15 protein-coding genes and 3 pseudogenes are annotated in these 16,163 nt (G+C 62.8%); 7 read left to right on the top strand and 11 right to left on the bottom strand.

What is annotated here, in order from left to right; genetic code table 11:
• Positions 1-172: 172 nt before the first annotated feature.
• Positions 173-1,024 (bottom strand): LysR substrate-binding domain-containing protein, encoded by an 852-nt coding sequence (locus DID99_RS28680; protein ID WP_124485249.1) that lies wholly within the window; start codon positions 1,022-1,024, stop codon positions 173-175.
• Between the two features lie 133 nt (positions 1,025-1,157).
• On the opposite strand from DID99_RS28680, the gene DID99_RS28675 reads away from it, so the two are divergent.
• The 3 genes and pseudogenes from DID99_RS28675 to DID99_RS28665 all read left to right on the top strand — a co-directional run.
• On the top strand, positions 1,158-2,138 hold the full coding sequence (locus tag DID99_RS28675; protein WP_044846851.1) for a hypothetical protein: 981 nt from the start codon (positions 1,158-1,160) through the stop codon (positions 2,136-2,138).
• A 35-nt stretch (positions 2,139-2,173) separates the two neighbouring features.
• Positions 2,174-3,160, top strand: a complete 987-nt coding sequence (locus DID99_RS28670; RefSeq protein ID WP_124668026.1) for a 2OG-Fe(II) oxygenase — start codon at positions 2,174-2,176, stop codon at positions 3,158-3,160.
• A 14-nt stretch (positions 3,161-3,174) separates the two neighbouring features.
• Positions 3,175-3,978, top strand: a pseudogene (locus tag DID99_RS28665) (DMT family transporter); the annotation flags it as partial.
• Positions 3,979-4,114: 136 nt separating this feature from the next.
• On the opposite strand, the gene DID99_RS28660 reads toward DID99_RS28665, so the two are convergent.
• The 3 genes from DID99_RS28660 to DID99_RS28650 form a co-directional block, all read right to left on the bottom strand.
• Positions 4,115-4,522, bottom strand: a complete 408-nt coding sequence (locus DID99_RS28660) for a DUF2000 family protein (protein ID WP_124485251.1) — start codon at positions 4,520-4,522, stop codon at positions 4,115-4,117.
• A 44-nt stretch (positions 4,523-4,566) separates the two neighbouring features.
• On the bottom strand, positions 4,567-5,436 hold the full coding sequence (locus DID99_RS28655; RefSeq protein ID WP_124668025.1) for an AraC family transcriptional regulator: 870 nt from the start codon (positions 5,434-5,436) through the stop codon (positions 4,567-4,569).
• 86 nt (positions 5,437-5,522) lie between these two features.
• Complete coding sequence (locus tag DID99_RS28650) at positions 5,523-6,824, bottom strand: aspartate aminotransferase family protein (protein ID WP_124523218.1); 1,302 nt, start codon at positions 6,822-6,824, stop codon at positions 5,523-5,525.
• A 77-nt stretch (positions 6,825-6,901) separates the two neighbouring features.
• On the opposite strand from DID99_RS28650, the gene DID99_RS28645 reads away from it, so the two are divergent.
• Positions 6,902-7,786 (top strand): LysR family transcriptional regulator, encoded by an 885-nt coding sequence (locus DID99_RS28645; RefSeq protein WP_185733834.1) that lies wholly within the window; start codon positions 6,902-6,904, stop codon positions 7,784-7,786.
• Between the two features lie 170 nt (positions 7,787-7,956).
• Here DID99_RS28645 and DID99_RS28640 read toward each other — a convergent pair whose 3' ends face one another.
• Entirely contained in the window at positions 7,957-9,117 is a 1,161-nt protein-coding gene (locus DID99_RS28640; RefSeq protein WP_124573287.1) for an IS30 family transposase, read from the bottom strand.
• Positions 9,118-9,266: 149 nt separating this feature from the next.
• Complete coding sequence (locus tag DID99_RS28635; protein WP_124668023.1) at positions 9,267-10,145, bottom strand: PhzF family phenazine biosynthesis protein; 879 nt, start codon at positions 10,143-10,145, stop codon at positions 9,267-9,269.
• A 126-nt stretch (positions 10,146-10,271) separates the two neighbouring features.
• Between DID99_RS28635 and DID99_RS28630 the strand changes: the two genes are divergently transcribed.
• Complete coding sequence (locus DID99_RS28630) at positions 10,272-10,637, top strand: nuclear transport factor 2 family protein (protein WP_124668022.1); 366 nt, start codon at positions 10,272-10,274, stop codon at positions 10,635-10,637.
• 160 nt (positions 10,638-10,797) lie between these two features.
• On the opposite strand, the gene DID99_RS28625 is transcribed toward DID99_RS28630, so the two are convergent.
• The 4 genes from DID99_RS28625 to DID99_RS28610 form a co-directional block, all read right to left on the bottom strand.
• A complete protein-coding gene (locus DID99_RS28625; RefSeq protein ID WP_260427234.1) occupies positions 10,798-11,436 on the bottom strand; it encodes an SGNH/GDSL hydrolase family protein in 639 nt (212 codons plus the stop codon).
• 301 nt (positions 11,437-11,737) lie between these two features.
• Positions 11,738-12,121 carry a cytochrome c gene (locus DID99_RS28620; protein ID WP_124668020.1) on the bottom strand — a complete coding sequence of 128 codons (384 nt, stop codon included), beginning with the start codon at positions 12,119-12,121 and terminating at the stop codon, positions 11,738-11,740.
• A 94-nt stretch (positions 12,122-12,215) separates the two neighbouring features.
• On the bottom strand, positions 12,216-12,470 hold the full coding sequence (locus DID99_RS28615; protein ID WP_185733833.1) for a hypothetical protein: 255 nt from the start codon (positions 12,468-12,470) through the stop codon (positions 12,216-12,218).
• 108 nt (positions 12,471-12,578) lie between these two features.
• The gene (locus DID99_RS28610; RefSeq protein ID WP_260444724.1) at positions 12,579-13,307 is read right to left on the bottom strand and encodes a helix-turn-helix transcriptional regulator; all 729 of its coding nucleotides are present in this window, start codon (positions 13,305-13,307) and stop codon (positions 12,579-12,581) included.
• Positions 13,308-13,509: 202 nt separating this feature from the next.
• Between DID99_RS28610 and DID99_RS28605 the strand changes: the two genes are divergently transcribed.
• A complete protein-coding gene (locus DID99_RS28605) occupies positions 13,510-14,856 on the top strand; it encodes an MFS transporter (RefSeq protein WP_260444723.1) in 1,347 nt (448 codons plus the stop codon).
• A gap of 457 nt (positions 14,857-15,313) precedes the next feature.
• Here the strand turns inward: DID99_RS28605 and DID99_RS28600 are convergent.
• Positions 15,314-15,616, bottom strand: a pseudogene (locus DID99_RS28600) (aminotransferase class III-fold pyridoxal phosphate-dependent enzyme); the annotation flags it as partial.
• Between DID99_RS28600 and DID99_RS28595 the strand changes: the two are divergent.
• Positions 15,571-15,726 (top strand): annotated as a pseudogene (locus tag DID99_RS28595) (LysR family transcriptional regulator); the annotation flags it as partial. The pseudogenes DID99_RS28600 and DID99_RS28595 sit on opposite strands and share 46 nt — an antisense overlap.
• Positions 15,727-16,163 lie beyond the last annotated feature (437 nt).

Here is a 16,163-nt window from a genome sequence, read left to right as displayed (position 1 = left end):
CGGCCTGCAATGGGCCGGCGGTTTACGGGAATTGTGTAGCCGATTCGGCTTCGATCGTAGCAATTTCGACTACACCTGGCGAAGCACTCGGATCGACGCAAAATCACTACGGCGACGCGAAACACCTCTATCAGCAGCGGTTCGGCCTCGACCTGCTGATGACTCTTCTACCCTAGCTGATCCTGAACGTGCTTTTCAGCACGTCGCGCAAATGCAGCGCGGCGCGATTGCTGTCGTCCGTGAGGATCGTGATCAGGTGCGGCGGCAGATCGGGCAACGCGATCCCCGCGACGTTGCTCGTCAGGTTGCCGGACACGCGGTCGTGCTCGATGATGCCGACCGCGAGGCCATTCGCGATGCACGCTTCGACCGCCGGCGAGCTCGCGCTCTCGAGCAGCATCCGGTGCGCGATCTTCGCCTTCTTCAGCGCGTTCAGCGCGGTGTCGCGGTACGGACATCCCTGCAGCTGCACGGCGATCGGCAGCGGCGCGTCGGGATTGAACTTGAACGTGCGCGCGGCAACCCACACCGGATGAGTCTTGCTGAGCAGTTCCGCGTGCGGCAGCGCTTTCGGCACGACGGCAATCGTGATGTCGAGCTGGCCGCGGGAAAACAGCTGCTGCAGTTCCTCGCTGGAGCGCGCTTCGACGGTCAGTTCGAGCAACGGCCGGTCGGCGGCGAAGCGCGGCAGGAATTCCGCCATGAAATGCGCGGCATACGAATCGGGGATGCCGAGCCGCAACTTGCCGGTCAGGATCTGCGGCGACAGCGATTCGACCAGCCGGTCGTGGCTCGACAGAAACTCGGTGGTGTCGCCGAGCAGCTTGTGGCCGAACTGCGTGAGCTCGACGGCCTGGTTGTTTCGCGTGAACAGCCGCTGCGCGACCATCTCCTCGAGCTTCTGGATCTGTGCCGTGACCGACGACGGGCTGCGATTCACATACGCGGCCGCATCCTTGAAGCGGCCGAGCTTCGCGACGGCGTGGAAGGTACGCAGCAGGTCGACGTCCAGGGTGCGCGGCATGATTTTGATTTTCCGAATCAGTGATTCAGGTAATGTCGATTGACGGAATTATTGCGCCTCCCTATCCTCGGGTCAACAGGCGGACGACGGCAGGCATTCGATCGAGCGTGACACGTATCCCGGGGAACGATTCATGTCTATCAATGATTTTGTAGTGGATGCATTGGTGCGGGACAGGAAGCTGAAGGCGGAGTCGGTATGGACGGTCGAGAATCACGAGAAGTATTCGACGTTGCAGCGCACGGACGATGCCGCGCGGCAACGCGAGGCGGGGCGTGAAGTCTTCTCCTTGATGCGGAACCTGAACGAATTGGGGGTTCGGAGTCCTGCATTATGTGCGGATCGCAACGGAAAAGGATCGTTGCGGGAAGCGATCGGTGCGTTGAGCGAGCGTCTCGCCACGTTGTCGCGCGGCCGCCATGTTCACTACATCGAACTCGGGCCCGAGCCGGTCAAGACGACCGAACTGATGAAGGGCGTCAGCGGCGGCGGGCCGGACCATCTGCGCTACACGGCGGTCGACATCAACGAGTCGTCGGAACACGCGATGCGCGACGCGATCATGCCGTTCCTGAAGACGCCCGGCTGTTTCAACTACATCGCCGACGACTACCGGAACGTGCAATGGAACCACATCGATCTGGGCCAGGACATGACCTTCATCACGATGCTCGGGTTCCAGGAAGGCAACGAGTTGCCGGTGACGATCGGCCGGCTGATCCGCAATCTCGGCGGCAAGTCGACCTACGTGGTGTCGGAGATGCAGCTGTTCGTGGAAGGCCGCGAAGCGCACATCTACGACTTCTACCGCAACGAGAACATGGTGCGGTTCTCCGAAGTCGTCAGCCGGCAGCAGGGCTTCGAGCCGCACGGCGAGCATGACGTGTCGATCGTCCGGCTGAACCTGCTGGGCGATCAGTTCCACGTCGCGGTTACGCTGCAGCCGGTGTCGAAGGCCGGCGTCCACGGGCATCTGATCACCAACGTCTGCCTGAAATACACGCCCGAGCAATTCCGCCACGTGCGCAGCAGCCACGGCAACTGCCGGGTGATCGACGAGCTGCGCAGCGGGGACGGCAGCGTCGTGTACCAGATTGCGCAGTTCAAGGGCTAGCGCCCGGGGCCGCAACGACGAGAGCGAGGCACGCGATGAACAAGGGAAATGCACTGCCGGTGTTTGCGCGCGGGTTCGATCGGGTGAGGCTTGCGCTGCGGACCTCGCTGGCCGGCGACGCGAATGTCGTGGACGACACGGTTACCGTTGCGGAACGGATGCGCTGGACGAGCGGCTTCCTGCGCGACGGCTATCAGGTGCGGTATCGCCGCAACCTCGACGATCTCGGCTATCGCGACGTGCCGATGCGCGGCACGCAGTCGAACGCGCTCAACGCGGTGTGCAGCCTGCGCGGGTTGTTCTCCGACGAAGCGGTTCACGCGTTGCGCGAGATCGGCCGCACGCTGGAACGCAGCGCGTCGAACAGCAACTGGATCATCTCGAAGCGGGTGCGTGCGGTGACGAACCGCTCGCGCTTCATCGACGCGATGATGCACGACCGCGCGTTCCTGCTGCGGCTGTCGCGTCTGGCCGGCGCGCCGTTGATCCCGTATCCGATGATCAATGCGCGCTCGCAGTTCAACTATTACTACCCGACGCGCGAGCGCGACGACAAGGAGCAGGTCGGCATGTGGCACACCGACGGCACCAGTTTCGTGCTGAACATCGTGCTGTCGGATCGATCCGAATACGAGGGCGGAAACTTTCTCTTCTACGAATCGACTGCCGAGACGTTCGATCGGCACGATCGCGAACGCGCGCATGTGAAGACGGCGGATTTGAGCCAGGCGGGCGACGCGCTGCTGATCTACGGCAGCAAGCTGTTTCATGGCGTCGAACCAGTCGAGGCAGGGCGGCGCATGTCGCTGGTGCTGTCGTTTCATTGCCCGTATACACGCGAAGACGACAACGGCTTCTGGCATCTCGCGTCGGACGACGGCATCCCGCGCACGGTCGTCAACTGGCTGGCACTGCAACGCAGCCTTCGCGACGACGCGGCGATGCAGTACCTTCGCCTCGGTCTCGAACCGATCCGGTTCGAAGAGCTGGGCGACGGGCACACATCCACGGTCACGTTCTGAGGGGCGCCGTTCCGATGCAGCTTTTCCTGATCCAGCTCGTGTTCGTGTTGTCGTGGAGTTCCGGCTTCATCGGCGCCAAGCTCGGCGCGGAGACGGCCGGTGCGTTCAACCTGCTGTTCTGGCGCTTTCTGCTCGTCACGCTCTGTCTGGCGATCGTCCTCAACAGGCGGCTCGGGCGCCTGACGCTGGAAAAGATCCGCTATCACGCGGTGATCGGCTTTCTGTCGCAGTTCCTCTACCTGGCCTGCGTCTACGTCGCGATCCAGCATGGGCTGCCGCCGGGCATCGCGGCGATCGTCGCGGCGTTGCAGCCGCTCATCACGGCGGCGATGACGACGTTCGAAGGCAGCGAGCGCAGCGGCGCGCGCCAGTGGGCCGGGCTCGTGCTCGGATTCATCGGCGTCGGCATCGTGATCGGCGGGCAATACGCGCTGCCGACCGAATCGGTCGGCATCGTCATGTACCTGCTGCCGCTGGTGTCCGCGCTGGGGCTGTCGATCGCGACGATCTATCAGCGGCGGCGCGCGCTCACGACGGTGCGCAGCAACGAGGACGGGTTGTTTCTGCCGCTGTTCGTGCAGGGGTGCGTGAGCCTCGTGCTGTTCGCGGCATGCGGGCTCGTCACCGGCGATCTGCATGTGCCGACGCAGCCGAACGTCTGGTTGTCCGTCGTGTGGCTGACGGTGTTCTCGACGTTCATGGCTTACCTGACGTTATGGGCGCTGCTCAAGCGCATGCCCGCGACGCGCGTGGCGACGCTCGTCTATCTCGAACCGCCCGTGACGCTGACCTGGGCCGCGTGGATGTTCGGCGACCGGATTCCGGTGACGACCTATCTCGGCATCGTCGTCGTCGCGCTCGGCGTGTGGCTCGCCAGCAAGCACGGCGAACGGTTCGGCCGGACGCGTCGGCCAGGCATGGAAGCGGCCCGCGGCAGCGAGCCGGACGCCGGGTTCACGCGTGCAACGCCAGACCCTTCACGGCTTTATCCACGGCCTTCTTCGGCCCGTGCAATGCAAGGCCGACCAGATCGAGATTCGTCGCGTCCCCGGCGCGAAACACTTCGCGATTGGCCGCGTCGTGCCCGGTCGAGAACATCGCGCGCACGTACGGCACGATCCTGACTTCGCGCGACAGCGCGTGCCGATGCGCGGCCTGCAGGCCGTCGAGATCGGCCGCGAACACCAGCATCGGCTGGCCGAACATGCGGCCGTAGCGATTCCCGGCCGCATCCTCGTAAGGCTCGCCGAGCGCTTCGGGCGCGCCGGCCGCGACGCCCGTCGCGAGAAATGCGACCACGTTGAGTTTCTGCCACGCCGCGAGATCGTCGCGCACGATCAATGCCACTTTCGTATCGAACATGAGTGCTCCTCGTTGAAGCGCTCATGATCGGATAGCCGGCGCGATCAGTCTGGAACGTTTGTGCACATCCGCCGATAGGCGGCCGGCGTCATCCTATACGCACGCCGGAACCAGCGGCCGAGGTGACTCTGGTCGGCGAAGCCGACGTCCGCGGCGGCCTGCGCCGGCGTGCGGCCCGCCGCGAGCAGCCGGCGCGCCGCGCGCAGGCGCAGGCGAACCAGATACGCGTGCGGCGACGTGCCGTATGCGCGCTGGAACTGCCGCGTGAGCCGGAAGCGGTCGATGCCGGCCAGTTCGGCGAGTTCGTCGAGGCCGAGGTTGCCGTCCATATGCGCGTGCAGCAGGTCGCGCACGCGCACGATCGCCGGCGGCACGGTGCCCGTGCTCGTGTCGGCGCTTGCCGCGACCGACTCGCGCAATTGGCTGCCGAGGCGCGTGAGGAGACGGTCGAGCGTCTGGTCGCGCGCGAGCTTGCCTTCGTTGCCGTGGATCGCGAGAAACGCGTGGCGGATCGCGTCGACGAGGCGGCGATCGTCGACGAGCGTATGGCCGAACGCGGCTTCGACGCCGCTCAGGCCGGGAAGATCGATTCGGCGTGCCGCACGTTCGACCCACGCCTGCGGCAGGTACAGCATCGAGTAGGTGAAGCCGCCGGCTTCCGGCGCATGGCCGTCGTGCAGCGCGCCCGGTTCGATCAGGATCGCGCGGCCCGGCACGCTCGTGTGCAGCGACCGATGACACTGGAAACGCTGCACGCCTTGTTCCGTGAAGCCGATCAGCATGTCGTCGTGATCGTGCGGATCGTACGCATGCCCGCTGAAATGCGCGCGCAGGCTTTCGATCCCCGTTTCCGGATCGCGGTGCGCGACGAGCCAGTGTTCGTTCGTGCCGTTGTCGTTTGCCGCGCTTGCCATCGCTCGCCTCGCTGCCCGTCGTCGTTGCCTGCCGGATAGTGTACGCAGATCGTACGCGCTTCGTGCGGCAGCGACGGGCGGCGGGGTTACAGCACGCGTGCGATCGCCTGTTCCAGCAGCGACAGCCCGAGATCGATTTCCGCTTCGCTGACCGTCAGCGGCGGCGCGATCCGGAACACGCCGCCCATGCCGGGCAACTGCACGATGTTCATGCTGAGCCCGAGGTTCATGCATTCGCGCGTGATCTTCGCGCCAAGGCCGTCCGCCGGCTCCTTCGTCCGCCGGTCCTTGACGATCTCGACGCCGAGCAGCAGGCCGCGTCCGCGCACGTCGCCGATGCAGTCGAAGCGCTCCATCAGGTCGAGCAGCCCGCGCCGCAGCCGGTCGCCCATCACGTTCGCCCGCTGGACGAGGCCGTCGCGCTGCACCACGTCGAGCACGCGCAGGCCGACCGCGGCCGGCAGCGGGTCCGACACGTGCGTCGTGTAGAACAGGTAGCCGAGTTCGTGCGCGCGTTCCTCGATCCGCGCGGACGTGACGACGGCCGCGAGCGGCAGCCCCGCGCCGAGGGTTTTCGACAGCGTGAGGAGGTCGGGCGTCACGCCGTCGCGCTGGCACGCGAACATCGTGCCGGTGCGCCCGACGCCGGTTTGCGCTTCGTCGAGGATCAGCAGCATCCCGCGCTCCTCGCATTTGCGCTTGAGCGCCGCCATGTAGCCTTCGGGCAATTCGATGATGCCGCCCGAACTGAGGATCGGCTCCGCGATGAACGCGGCGAGGTTGCCGCTCGACTGGCGATCGATCAGGTCGAATGCGTAGTCGAGTTCGGCGAGATAGTCATAAGTGCCGTTGCGCTCGAAGCGCGGCCGGTACGCGAACGGCGCCGGAATCGCGAACGAGCCGACGGCGGCCGGGCCGACGCCCTTGCGGCCGGCGCTGTACGTGGCGGATGCCGCCGCGCCCGTCATCCCGTGCCACGACTGCGCGAAGCCGACGATCTCGTACTTGCCGGTGACGAGCTTCGCCATCCGGATCGCCGCTTCGTTCGATTCCGCGCCGGTGCTCAGCAGCAGCGCGCGATCGAGCCCGGGCGGCGTGAGGTCGGCGAGGCGCGTCGCGAGGTCGACGACGGGGCGCGACAGCATCCCGCTGAACAGGTGATCGAGCTTGCCCGCGTATTCGTTGATGACGGAGACGATCTCCGGATGGCTGTGCCCGAGCACCGCGCTCATCTGGCCCGACGTGAAATCGAGGATCGCGCGGCCGTCCGCGTCGTAGACGAAGCTGCCTTGCGCGCGCTCGATGATCATCGGTTCGAACGTACCGCCGTAGCGGATCAGGTGCTGCCTGGCGTTGTGCCAGAAGGTTGCGTCGTCGTTCAGGGACATCGGGCTTCTCCGGACAAGGGCCAAGGATCGCTTGCAGTCTAGGCGCCGGTCTGGTTTTATGGAAACGAATAGTTCTTATGCAAGGTAGAAAAGGAGCTAATACCTTGGCACGTTCGCTCGAAATCGACCTGCTGCGCTCGTTCGTCGTGATCGCCGAAGTGCGCTCGCTCAGCCGCGCGGCGGCGCGGGTCGGCCGCACGCAGTCCGCGCTCAGCCAGCAGATGCGGCGGCTCGAGGAAAGCGTCGACCAGCCGCTGTTCCAGCGCACCGGGCGCGGCGTGCTGCTCACGCATCCCGGCGAGCGGCTGCTCGTACATGCGCAGCGCATCCTGCGGCAGCACGACGAGGCGATGGCCGATCTGTGCGGCACCGGGTTGTCGGGCACGATCCGGTTCGGCTGCCCGGACGATTACGCGGGCGTGTTCCTGCCGTCGCTGCTGCGGCAGTTCTCGAGCCAGCATCCGCAGGCGATCGTCGAAGTCGTGTGCGGGCCGACGCCGCGGCTGCTCGAACAGCTCGACAAGCGCGCGGTCGATCTGGCAATGGTGTCCGTGCCGGACGATGGTTCGGACGGCGACTTCATTCGCCGCGAGCAACTGGTGTGGATCGGCTATCCGGGGCTCGATGCCGCGCGGTTCGATCCGTTGCCGCTCGCGCTGTCCGATCCCGATACGCTCGATCACATCGCGGCCTGTGAGGCACTGCATCGCGCGGGCCGCGATTATCGCGTCGCGTATGCGAGCAGCAGCCTCGCGGGGCTGACCGCGCTGGTGCGTTCGGGGCAGGCGTTCGCGGTGATGACGCAGACGGCGGTGCCGGCGGATCTGGCCATCCTCGCCGGCGATCGCGGACTGCCGCCGCTGCCGGCGGTCGGCATTACGCTGCGGTTCGACCGGAAGCGGCCGTCGCATCTGACGGCGGCGTTTGCGGAGCATATTCGGGCGGTGTTGCCGGTGCTGTGAGGACGGGGCAGGGCGTGTAGGTGTTTGATCGAGCGATGCGCCGTTTTCTGATGGAGAGGGGGAATGCTGATGCAGCAGTACCTGCGCCTTGTCTGACAGGGATCGGCACACGAAGCTACGCCACGACCTACGCTCGATCTTTTTAGGACTGGCCGATGCCGACGGTGGATTCAACCGGTCGATGCAACAGCTTGATGGAATCGTTCAGCCGGTGTATCGAAGTTTAGTGTCTTGCGGGGACGTTCGTTGAGCCGTCGGGCAATGGCGTTAAGCTTGGCCTGCGAGTAGGTAGAGAGGTCCGTTCCTTTTGGGAGGTACTGTCTCAGAAGCCCGTTCGTGTTTTCGTTCGTGCCGCGTTGCCAGGGATGCTGGGGATCGCAGAAGTAGACCTTGATGTCCGTCGCGACAGTGAAGCGCTTGTGGCCAGCCATCTCCGTACCCCGATCCCACGTCAGCGATTTATACAATTCCTGCGGAAGCTTGCCGGCGTGTCTTATCAGAGCATTGACGACAGCGTCAGAGTCCTTGCTGGCAATCTTCACCAACATCACGAACCGGGTCTGGCGTTCGACGAGTGTTGCAATCTGACTGTTGGCGTTGCCGAACAGAAGATCGCCTTCCCAGTGCCCGGGTATTGCTCGATCCTCGGCCGTGCCCGGGCGTTCACTGATCGATATGGCATCGCGGATGTTCGTGCGGTCCTCGGTCTTTAGTGTGTGTTGACGCGATCGACGCATCGCCCGAGAACGGCGCAGGTGTTCCAGCAGTTCTCTTTTCAGCGCACCACGGGCCTGGATATAGAGGCTCCGATAGATAGTCTCGTGCGACACCTGATAGTCCTTGTTGACTGCATACACGTGCTTGAGCCAACCCGCAATCTGCTCCGGCGACCACTGCAATCGGAGCTTGCTTGCCACAACCTGGGCGAGTGTCCGATTCCTGACCAGCTTACATGTCTTTGGGCGCCGTGCGCGGTCCCAGGCGAGCGCGTCGGCCTGGGTCGCCCGATAGTACTGCCTTCCGCCATTTCGCTGCACTTCGCGGCTGATCGTAGATGGCGCACGTCCTAACCGCGCCGCTATCGATCGAATCGACTGGCCGGCGACGACTGCGCGCGAGATTTCCTCGCGTTCGGCAAGCGTCAAGGCCAGCTTTGAACGGTGTCGAGGCGCTGGCTGTATTCCGCCAGTCCTGACGAGAATCCCCTGAATAGAGGAATGGTGGCGATCGAACAGTTGGGCAATCTGATGAAGCGTGTCACCCTTGCGCCACCGCTCCCACATCAGGGCCTTTTGAGTCTCGGTGTAGTAGATCCTGCGCCGCTGTTTCATTTGCAACACCTCCACTGCATACGCAGCGTCTAGTGTGTTGCATCGACCGGTTGAATCCACCACCCTAACGAGACGTTCCGCCTTCTCGTCAGCGGACGCTCAAAGACAACGATCCGGATTGATTGTTCGGGATCCGCCGACCTTCCGGCTCAAATTTCCACTAGGGCACTTTGTTTGATGGTCGCGCTTCCGCCGGCCATCAACCGCGCAACCTTTCCGTCCTCGATGTCGAGAATGATCTTGATGATGCTCGGAGACGCAGGTTGCATCATCCATCCCTGTTCGATAATCATTTCGGGATCTCTGGCGCCCATGCGCTCATAAATGAAGCATGCCAGCGGGCCGGCGGCCGTTCCAGTCGCGGATTCTTCCGGAATGCCGAATCTTGGTGCGAACATGCGTGTCCCGGCATGCCGGCCGGGGATGACCGTCTCGCGAGAAAACAGGTAATAGCCGATCAGGTCGAGTTCCTCGCTAATCAACGCAATCGCTTGATGGTCGGGCTTAACCTCGGCAACCGAGCAACCATCGGGCAATGCGATCATCAGAAAGCTGTTTCCCGTGTTGACCACCGTCGGGCTTGTAGTGCGATAGATATCTGCCGTTCTCAATCCTATCGACTCCGCAATTTTTTTCGCCAGGTCAGACCGTGCTTCGATCGATGTATATGCCGGAGCGCCTTGTTCCATCAGAACCGATTGGTCGTCTACCAGAATATTCCTGTATCCGTCAACCGTTTCCTTCGTTACCTTCCCGTCACTGACCCGGCCAAGCTGCCTGAGAAGTGAAAAGGTAGCAATCGTCGCATGTCCGCAATGTGCTATCTGCCGAGTCGGCGTGAAAAATTCCAGCTTGATTGTCGCGACACTGGATTTCGACACGAACGCCGTTTCAGACAAACCGACCTTTCGCGCGACCGCCAACCTTTGTTTCGTGTCGAGCGCATCCGCGTCAATCACTACGCCAGCCGGATTGCCCCCGGCTTCGCCATCCGTCAGCGAATTCACGATGTGCACCTGTACCTTCATGGCCGCTCCCGCTCCAGATACCATAGTTGCGTAAACCTATTGAAATTCCTGCTTGATGAACGGCAATATACATCGAGGCAAGCCGTTCAACCTCTTTTCAATTCTACCGGGCCCTTCAAATCAACCATGAAAACTATCACACGGGAATTCGCGCAAGCGTTTAGTCAAGAATGGATCGAAGCATGGAATTCGCACGACCTCGATCGCATTCTCTCGCATTACTCGGACGGGTTCGAGATGTCGTCTCCGCTGATTGCACAGATCATGGGCGAGCCCGATGGGATGCTTCAGGGTAAGGACAACGTTAGAGTCTATTGGGAAAAGGCGCTGAAAATGGTTCCCGACCTTCGCTTTGAAAGCATAGCGACGCTAGCCGGAGTAGGAAGCATCGTCATTCACTATCGAGGTGCCAACGGACGGCTCGCTGCGGAAGTATTTTTCTTTGGGCCTGACGGTCTGGTCCAAAAGGCGTTCGCCAATTACGCTTCTTGAGCCCGCTGCTGCTCCACTCACTCGGCGGGCGATCTCTTGGACACGATGGCTTGCGGTGATTGTCGACCAACTGGCCGCCTACCTCGAAAGTCCGCTCCTGGCGACTGCCGCCCGACGCGGTCGGCCGTAGCCGACGGCGGATTCAGCCAGTCGCTTTCCTCTACAGCGGACGTTCAAGCTTTACGTTGCACATGCCCAGATCGACCACTGGCCCGGAATCCTTAGCCAGTAAATCCACGATCTGCTCGCTGACGAGCTCAGCCCAACAGCGATATTGCCCAGCCCCGGGGTGAAATCGATCACGGGCCATCTCGAGCGGCTTTGCTGCCCAATCAAGTGATATATAGCGCGCGGCAGCATCCTGGCTAATCCACCGCCGCAGCGTGCGGTCCAGAGACGCGGCATATCGGCCCAGGTACCAGCGCAGCGGGTGCTGCGCCGCTGGCAGAATTCGCAATGGCGGTAGCCCTGTTGCTACCAGACCGAATGCGCCGGTGCGACGGCGGACTTCTTCAACCAGTCGCCGATAGTCTTGCAGGAATTGGCGTGGCGAACGTTGCGACGTTACATCGTTAGTACCCAATGCGGTCACGAGAAAGTCCGCCGGCTGTAATTCGCTCTGCCTTAATAACGCTAGAGACTCTTCAGTGTTGACCCCCGACTTTGCCACCAGTTGCCATGTAACGGGCCTGCCCAGTTTGATAGCCAGCATTTTGGCAACCGGTTGCGCTAATGCCTGTACCTGATCGTCGACCCCCACTCCTGCCGCCGACGAGTCACCGACAACCAGAATTCGCAAGTCCGGTTGCAGGGCCTCTCGCGAGCCTTCCCTCCCGCAACGAGGCCCTGCTGCCTCCGGTAGGCGTAGCGCCGTTCGCCTTAGCCTGCGTGCCTGTATCACCAGAATTGGGCCGAGGACAAACTTGTAGAGTGGCAACATTTTCAGTTCAGATCAGAAGAGGAACAACGGTAGCCCCATGCACGTTTTGACACGGTCTGGGCCGAACCCGGCCCGACGATTAGCCAGCAATGCGCTCTGCCGATGATGCTTCCGAATCCGACAGTACCCGGCCCATCGCGGTCAGACGGTCAACACGGAATCATCGGCTTTTGGAAATCACGTCACTCATGTAGTTATTCAGATCGCGAAAATCCTGAACGGTCCAGGAGTGCGGCGCAAGCTTTACGCCGTTCTCCCTCAAAGTTCTCGGAATCAGGTCCCCGTTCGGACGAAGTATTACCGATGAAACAATGACGCCTGGATAATCATGGAGTCGCCTTTTGAACGCAGCAGTTGTGAGGTCAGGCGTGGCAGGATTGCTTTTCTTGGCCAATGGCCCGGTGCCCTTGATATCTGCGCCATGGCAAATCGCGCATCTTTGTATATAGAGATTTTTCCCGTTAATGTTTTGCGAGAAGGATAGTGAAGGTTGAGTCAACACCAACGCTCCTAGCGAAGCGATCAACAATTCTCTTGTTTTCATTTGGCCTTGTCGTGTCACGCAGATTGCTGTGCCCGGGAGTATAAACGCGTGATCGTGGAATGGTCGCTCTTGGCCGTACATGGAAATTGGCCGATCAGCCTGATTGGAGGTTGGCTATGCAATCGTTGATTGCCTGTTCGAACTGCGGATTGGATAAATCGACACCGACACGCGCAAGCGAAAGCAGCAATTGCTCGACGCCTTCAACAACCCCTACGATGCATCCGTTTTTGACGGGATCATTGAAGCTGGGGAGCGCTTCCGGCAAGTCGGATTCAATACTTGCGATTCCGTCTTCAACCCTGAGGTCGATTCCGAACGGTAGCAAGAATTTTCGAGTCTTGTTCATATCTGCGATCTCCACGTCCTCCGCAGCCGACAGCCGCCGGCCGTTACCGCCGCCAATCGGCGTTGCAGGCGGTCGACGCGCCTGCGTGATGCCCCCGCGGCCTGCCGGTCAGGCCGTCTCGCGTTGTTCGGCGAAGCGCGGCGCGCCGCGCTGCGCCTGCGCGTCCAGTTCGGCGTCGCGCTCGATGCCGAAATGTTCACGCAGCGCATCCCAGCCGGCCGGCGTCACGGCGACGACGCGGGTCTCATGACCGCGGGTCATCCATCCCCACGTACAGAATGCATTCATCAAATGGGCGCCGAGTGCGCCGGCAATATGAAATTGCCGCTCGGTCCAGTCGAGGCACCGGTGCGCGTATCCTGCCTGATTGGCGAAGGGACTGCCGACGTCGAGGCCGAGTTGCTGCAGCCATGAATGCCCGCTCGGTGTGAGTTCGTACGCGTATTCGCCGTGCCCGACGAGGTAGCCGCGCTCGAGCATGCGCTGTGTGACGGCAACGCCGATTTGCCCGGCGAGATGGTCGTAGCAGCAGCGCGCAAAGCGCAATTCCCGCGCGGAACGATTCGGCGTCGTGCGCCATGCCTGCGAGACGGGGCCAACGGACGCGAGGCTCTCGAGCACGCGGGGAACCTGCGGGCCGGCCAGACTGTAGTAGCGGTGCCGGCCCTTGCTTTCCACTTTCAGCAGGCCGCCGTCAAGCAGTTTTGCCAGGTGAGAACTCGCCGTTTGAGCGGTGACGCCGGCGACTTCCGCAAGCGCGCTCGCCGAGCGGGCACAACCGTCCGTCAGCGTGATCAGGATCACGGCACGCACGGGCTCCGCGATCAGGTGGGCCACGGTTGAAATATTGTGCTGACTCACTGTTTCTCTCCGGTTCCATTTATTGTCTTTTGCGTATCGCGAATCGATGTTCGATCCGGCACACTTCCACACTTCGATACGCGCCGAAGCATTGTCGAAGGCCTCGCGCTTATAGTCAACGCGCTATTCCGCAAGGGGCCTCATTCACGTGAATGAAACAATCGCATTTAAGAAAAGCGTGCTGTTGGCGACGAGCCTCAGCTATGTCGTCGTCATACTCGACACGTCGATCGTCAACGTTGCGCTCGCGCGGATCGCGGCAACACTCGGCTCGGATTTATCGGGTCTGCAGTGGGTCGTCAATGCCTACACGCTGACGTTCGCGAGCCTGCTGCTGACGGGAGGCTTGCTCGGCGATCGTCTCGGTGCGAAGAACGTGTACCTGACCGGCTTGCTGGTGTTTGCAGCCGCGTCGGCGTTATGCGGCGCCGCGCCCGATCTCGCGACGCTGGTCATTGCGCGCGTGCTGCAGGGTGTCGGCGCCGCGCTGCTCGTGCCGTGTTCGCTGACGCTGATCACCTCGGCGTACCCGGACGCACAGGAGCGAGCCGGGGCGATCAGCGTCTGGGCCGGTTGTGGCGGCATCGCGATGGCGGCCGGCCCGCTCGCGGGCGGTCTCCTGATCAACTGGTTCGGATGGCGAAGCATCTTTTTCGTGAACGTTCCGCTCGCCGTTTGCGGTGCATGGCTGACGACGCGCGTTCCTCGCGCATCGCATCGCCAGGGGGGAGCGCATATGGATTTTGCCGGCCAGGTGGCGGCGATCGTCGCGCTCGGGAGTTCGGTTGCGATCCTGAGCGAGGGCGCGAAGCTGGGATGGGGATCGACGCCGATTCTCGGCGGCATCGTGCTGGCCGTCGCGGCCTGGGCCGGCTTCGTCACGATCGAGCGCCGCCGCGCGCAGCCGATGCTTCCGCTCGGCCTGTTTCGTCTTCCGGTGTTTTCCGCGTCGGTGTTCGTCTCACTGGTGTCGGCGTTGATTTTCTACGGATTGCTGTTCCTGCTCAGCCTGTATTTCCAGGAGAACCGCGGCTGGCCGCCGTTGCAGACCGGTCTCGCATTTCTGCCGCTCACCGTGCTGGTGACGGCCGGCAGTTTCTCGGCAGGCCGGTTGTGCCGGTCGTTCGGCGCGCGCCGGGTCGTGGTCGCGGGATTCCTGCTCTACGCAGCGGGTTTCGCGGGGTTGCTGGCGTTGGCGAGCGATGCGCCGTACTGGCGCGTGGCGTTGTGTTTTCCCGCGGTCGGATTCGGCTCGGGTGTGATCACGCCGGCCGTCACGGCCGCGATGATGGGCGCCGTCGAAAAGAGCCGTGCGGGCATCGCGGCTGGCGTGCTCAATGCGAGCAGGCAAAGCGGCTCGGCATTCGGCGTGGCGATCTTCGGCGCACTGATGAGCACCGCGCAGACCCCGGGCGCAGGCGTGCGTGTCGCGATCTTCGTGGCGAGCGGGCTGTCGCTGGCGGCGGCTGGATGCTGGCGCGTCACGCTCGTGCGAGCAGTCCGCGAGCCGAAAACCGCAATCTGATTCCATTCACTCGAACAATTCAACCGGATCGCCGTCGGACGCGGTCTGCGACGCCGTGTCGGCGCGCATCACGTGTCCGGGCCGCCGTTTCGCGCATCGACGGCGCGACGCCAGCCGGCAGCCGCGTCTCGTTCTTCGATGACGCGCCGGTCCACGCATCGGACCGGTTTGCCGATGCAATAAAAAAACCGCGAAGCCTTGCGCTGTCGCGGTTCTTTTAACGTGCCCGAAACACGGAGCAACCGTGTTCTGGTGCCGACGGCGAGACTCGAACTCGCACTGCTGAGAATCAATGCCCTGGTGCAACGTGTGTTCGACAATTTCGCGGAAGACTTGCCGACACGCTAGCTCGGTGAGTGGGGGCCTGTTGCTCTATGAGGCGGGCGATATCGACACGGTGCGGCGACTCGTGCACGAAGACCCGTTCAACACGGAAGGGGTCTGGAGGACGGTCGATATCGAGCCCGGGCGGCGTGATGTCGGCGAGGCACGTTGCGAGGTCGACGACGTGGCGCGACAGCATCCCGCTGAACAGGTGATCGAGCTTGCCTGCATATTCGTTGATGACGGAGACGATTTCCGGGTGGCTGTGCCCGAGCACCGCGCTCATCTGGCCCGACGTGAAATCGAGGATCGCGCCGCCGTTCGCGTCGTAGACGAAGCTGCCTTGCGCGCGCTCGATGATCATCGGCTCGAACGTGCCGCCATAGCGGATCGGCGGTGCCGGCCGATCTGGCCATCCTCGCCGGCGATCGCGGATTGCCGCCGCTGCCGGCGGTCGGCATTACGCTGCGGTTCGACCGGAAGCGGCCGTCGCATCTGACGGCGGCGTTCGCGGAGCATATTCGGCTCATGCTGCCGTTGCTGTGAAATGCGGCGCGAGTTCGTTGTGCTTTCACATATCGCAATTAATAAGTAAAGCTGAATATAGACATGCGACTCGTCTCGAGACCATATTCACGCCTGTCGCGCGACGTCCCGCGCCGGCACGACGAGTCGTAAGCCGGTTCATATCGCGGATGCGACAGGGGCTCACGACCCGTCCTACGACGTCGCGGGGCTTCTGTCCGATTTACGCGCGCCAACGGCGAAATAGACTTCCAATCGAGCGAAATGATCGTCTGGGTCCGGACACGAAGCCGGCCGACCCGCGTCGCTCATGGAAGGGCTTCGGCATGTCGCTCGACGGTCGCACGCTGCCGGCACCGTCGACGTCGAGCCGCTCTTGGGGGAGCGGCCCGCCCGTATCGGCAGGCGAGCGGGCACCGGCCTGAAGCGAGGCCAGCTGTCCGACTGTTTCCGCACGA

This window comes from Burkholderia sp. Bp8986 (assembly GCF_003854225.1).
GTDB lineage: Bacteria > Pseudomonadota > Gammaproteobacteria > Burkholderiales > Burkholderiaceae > Burkholderia.
This window is presented reverse-complemented; position numbering and strand designations above follow the sequence as displayed.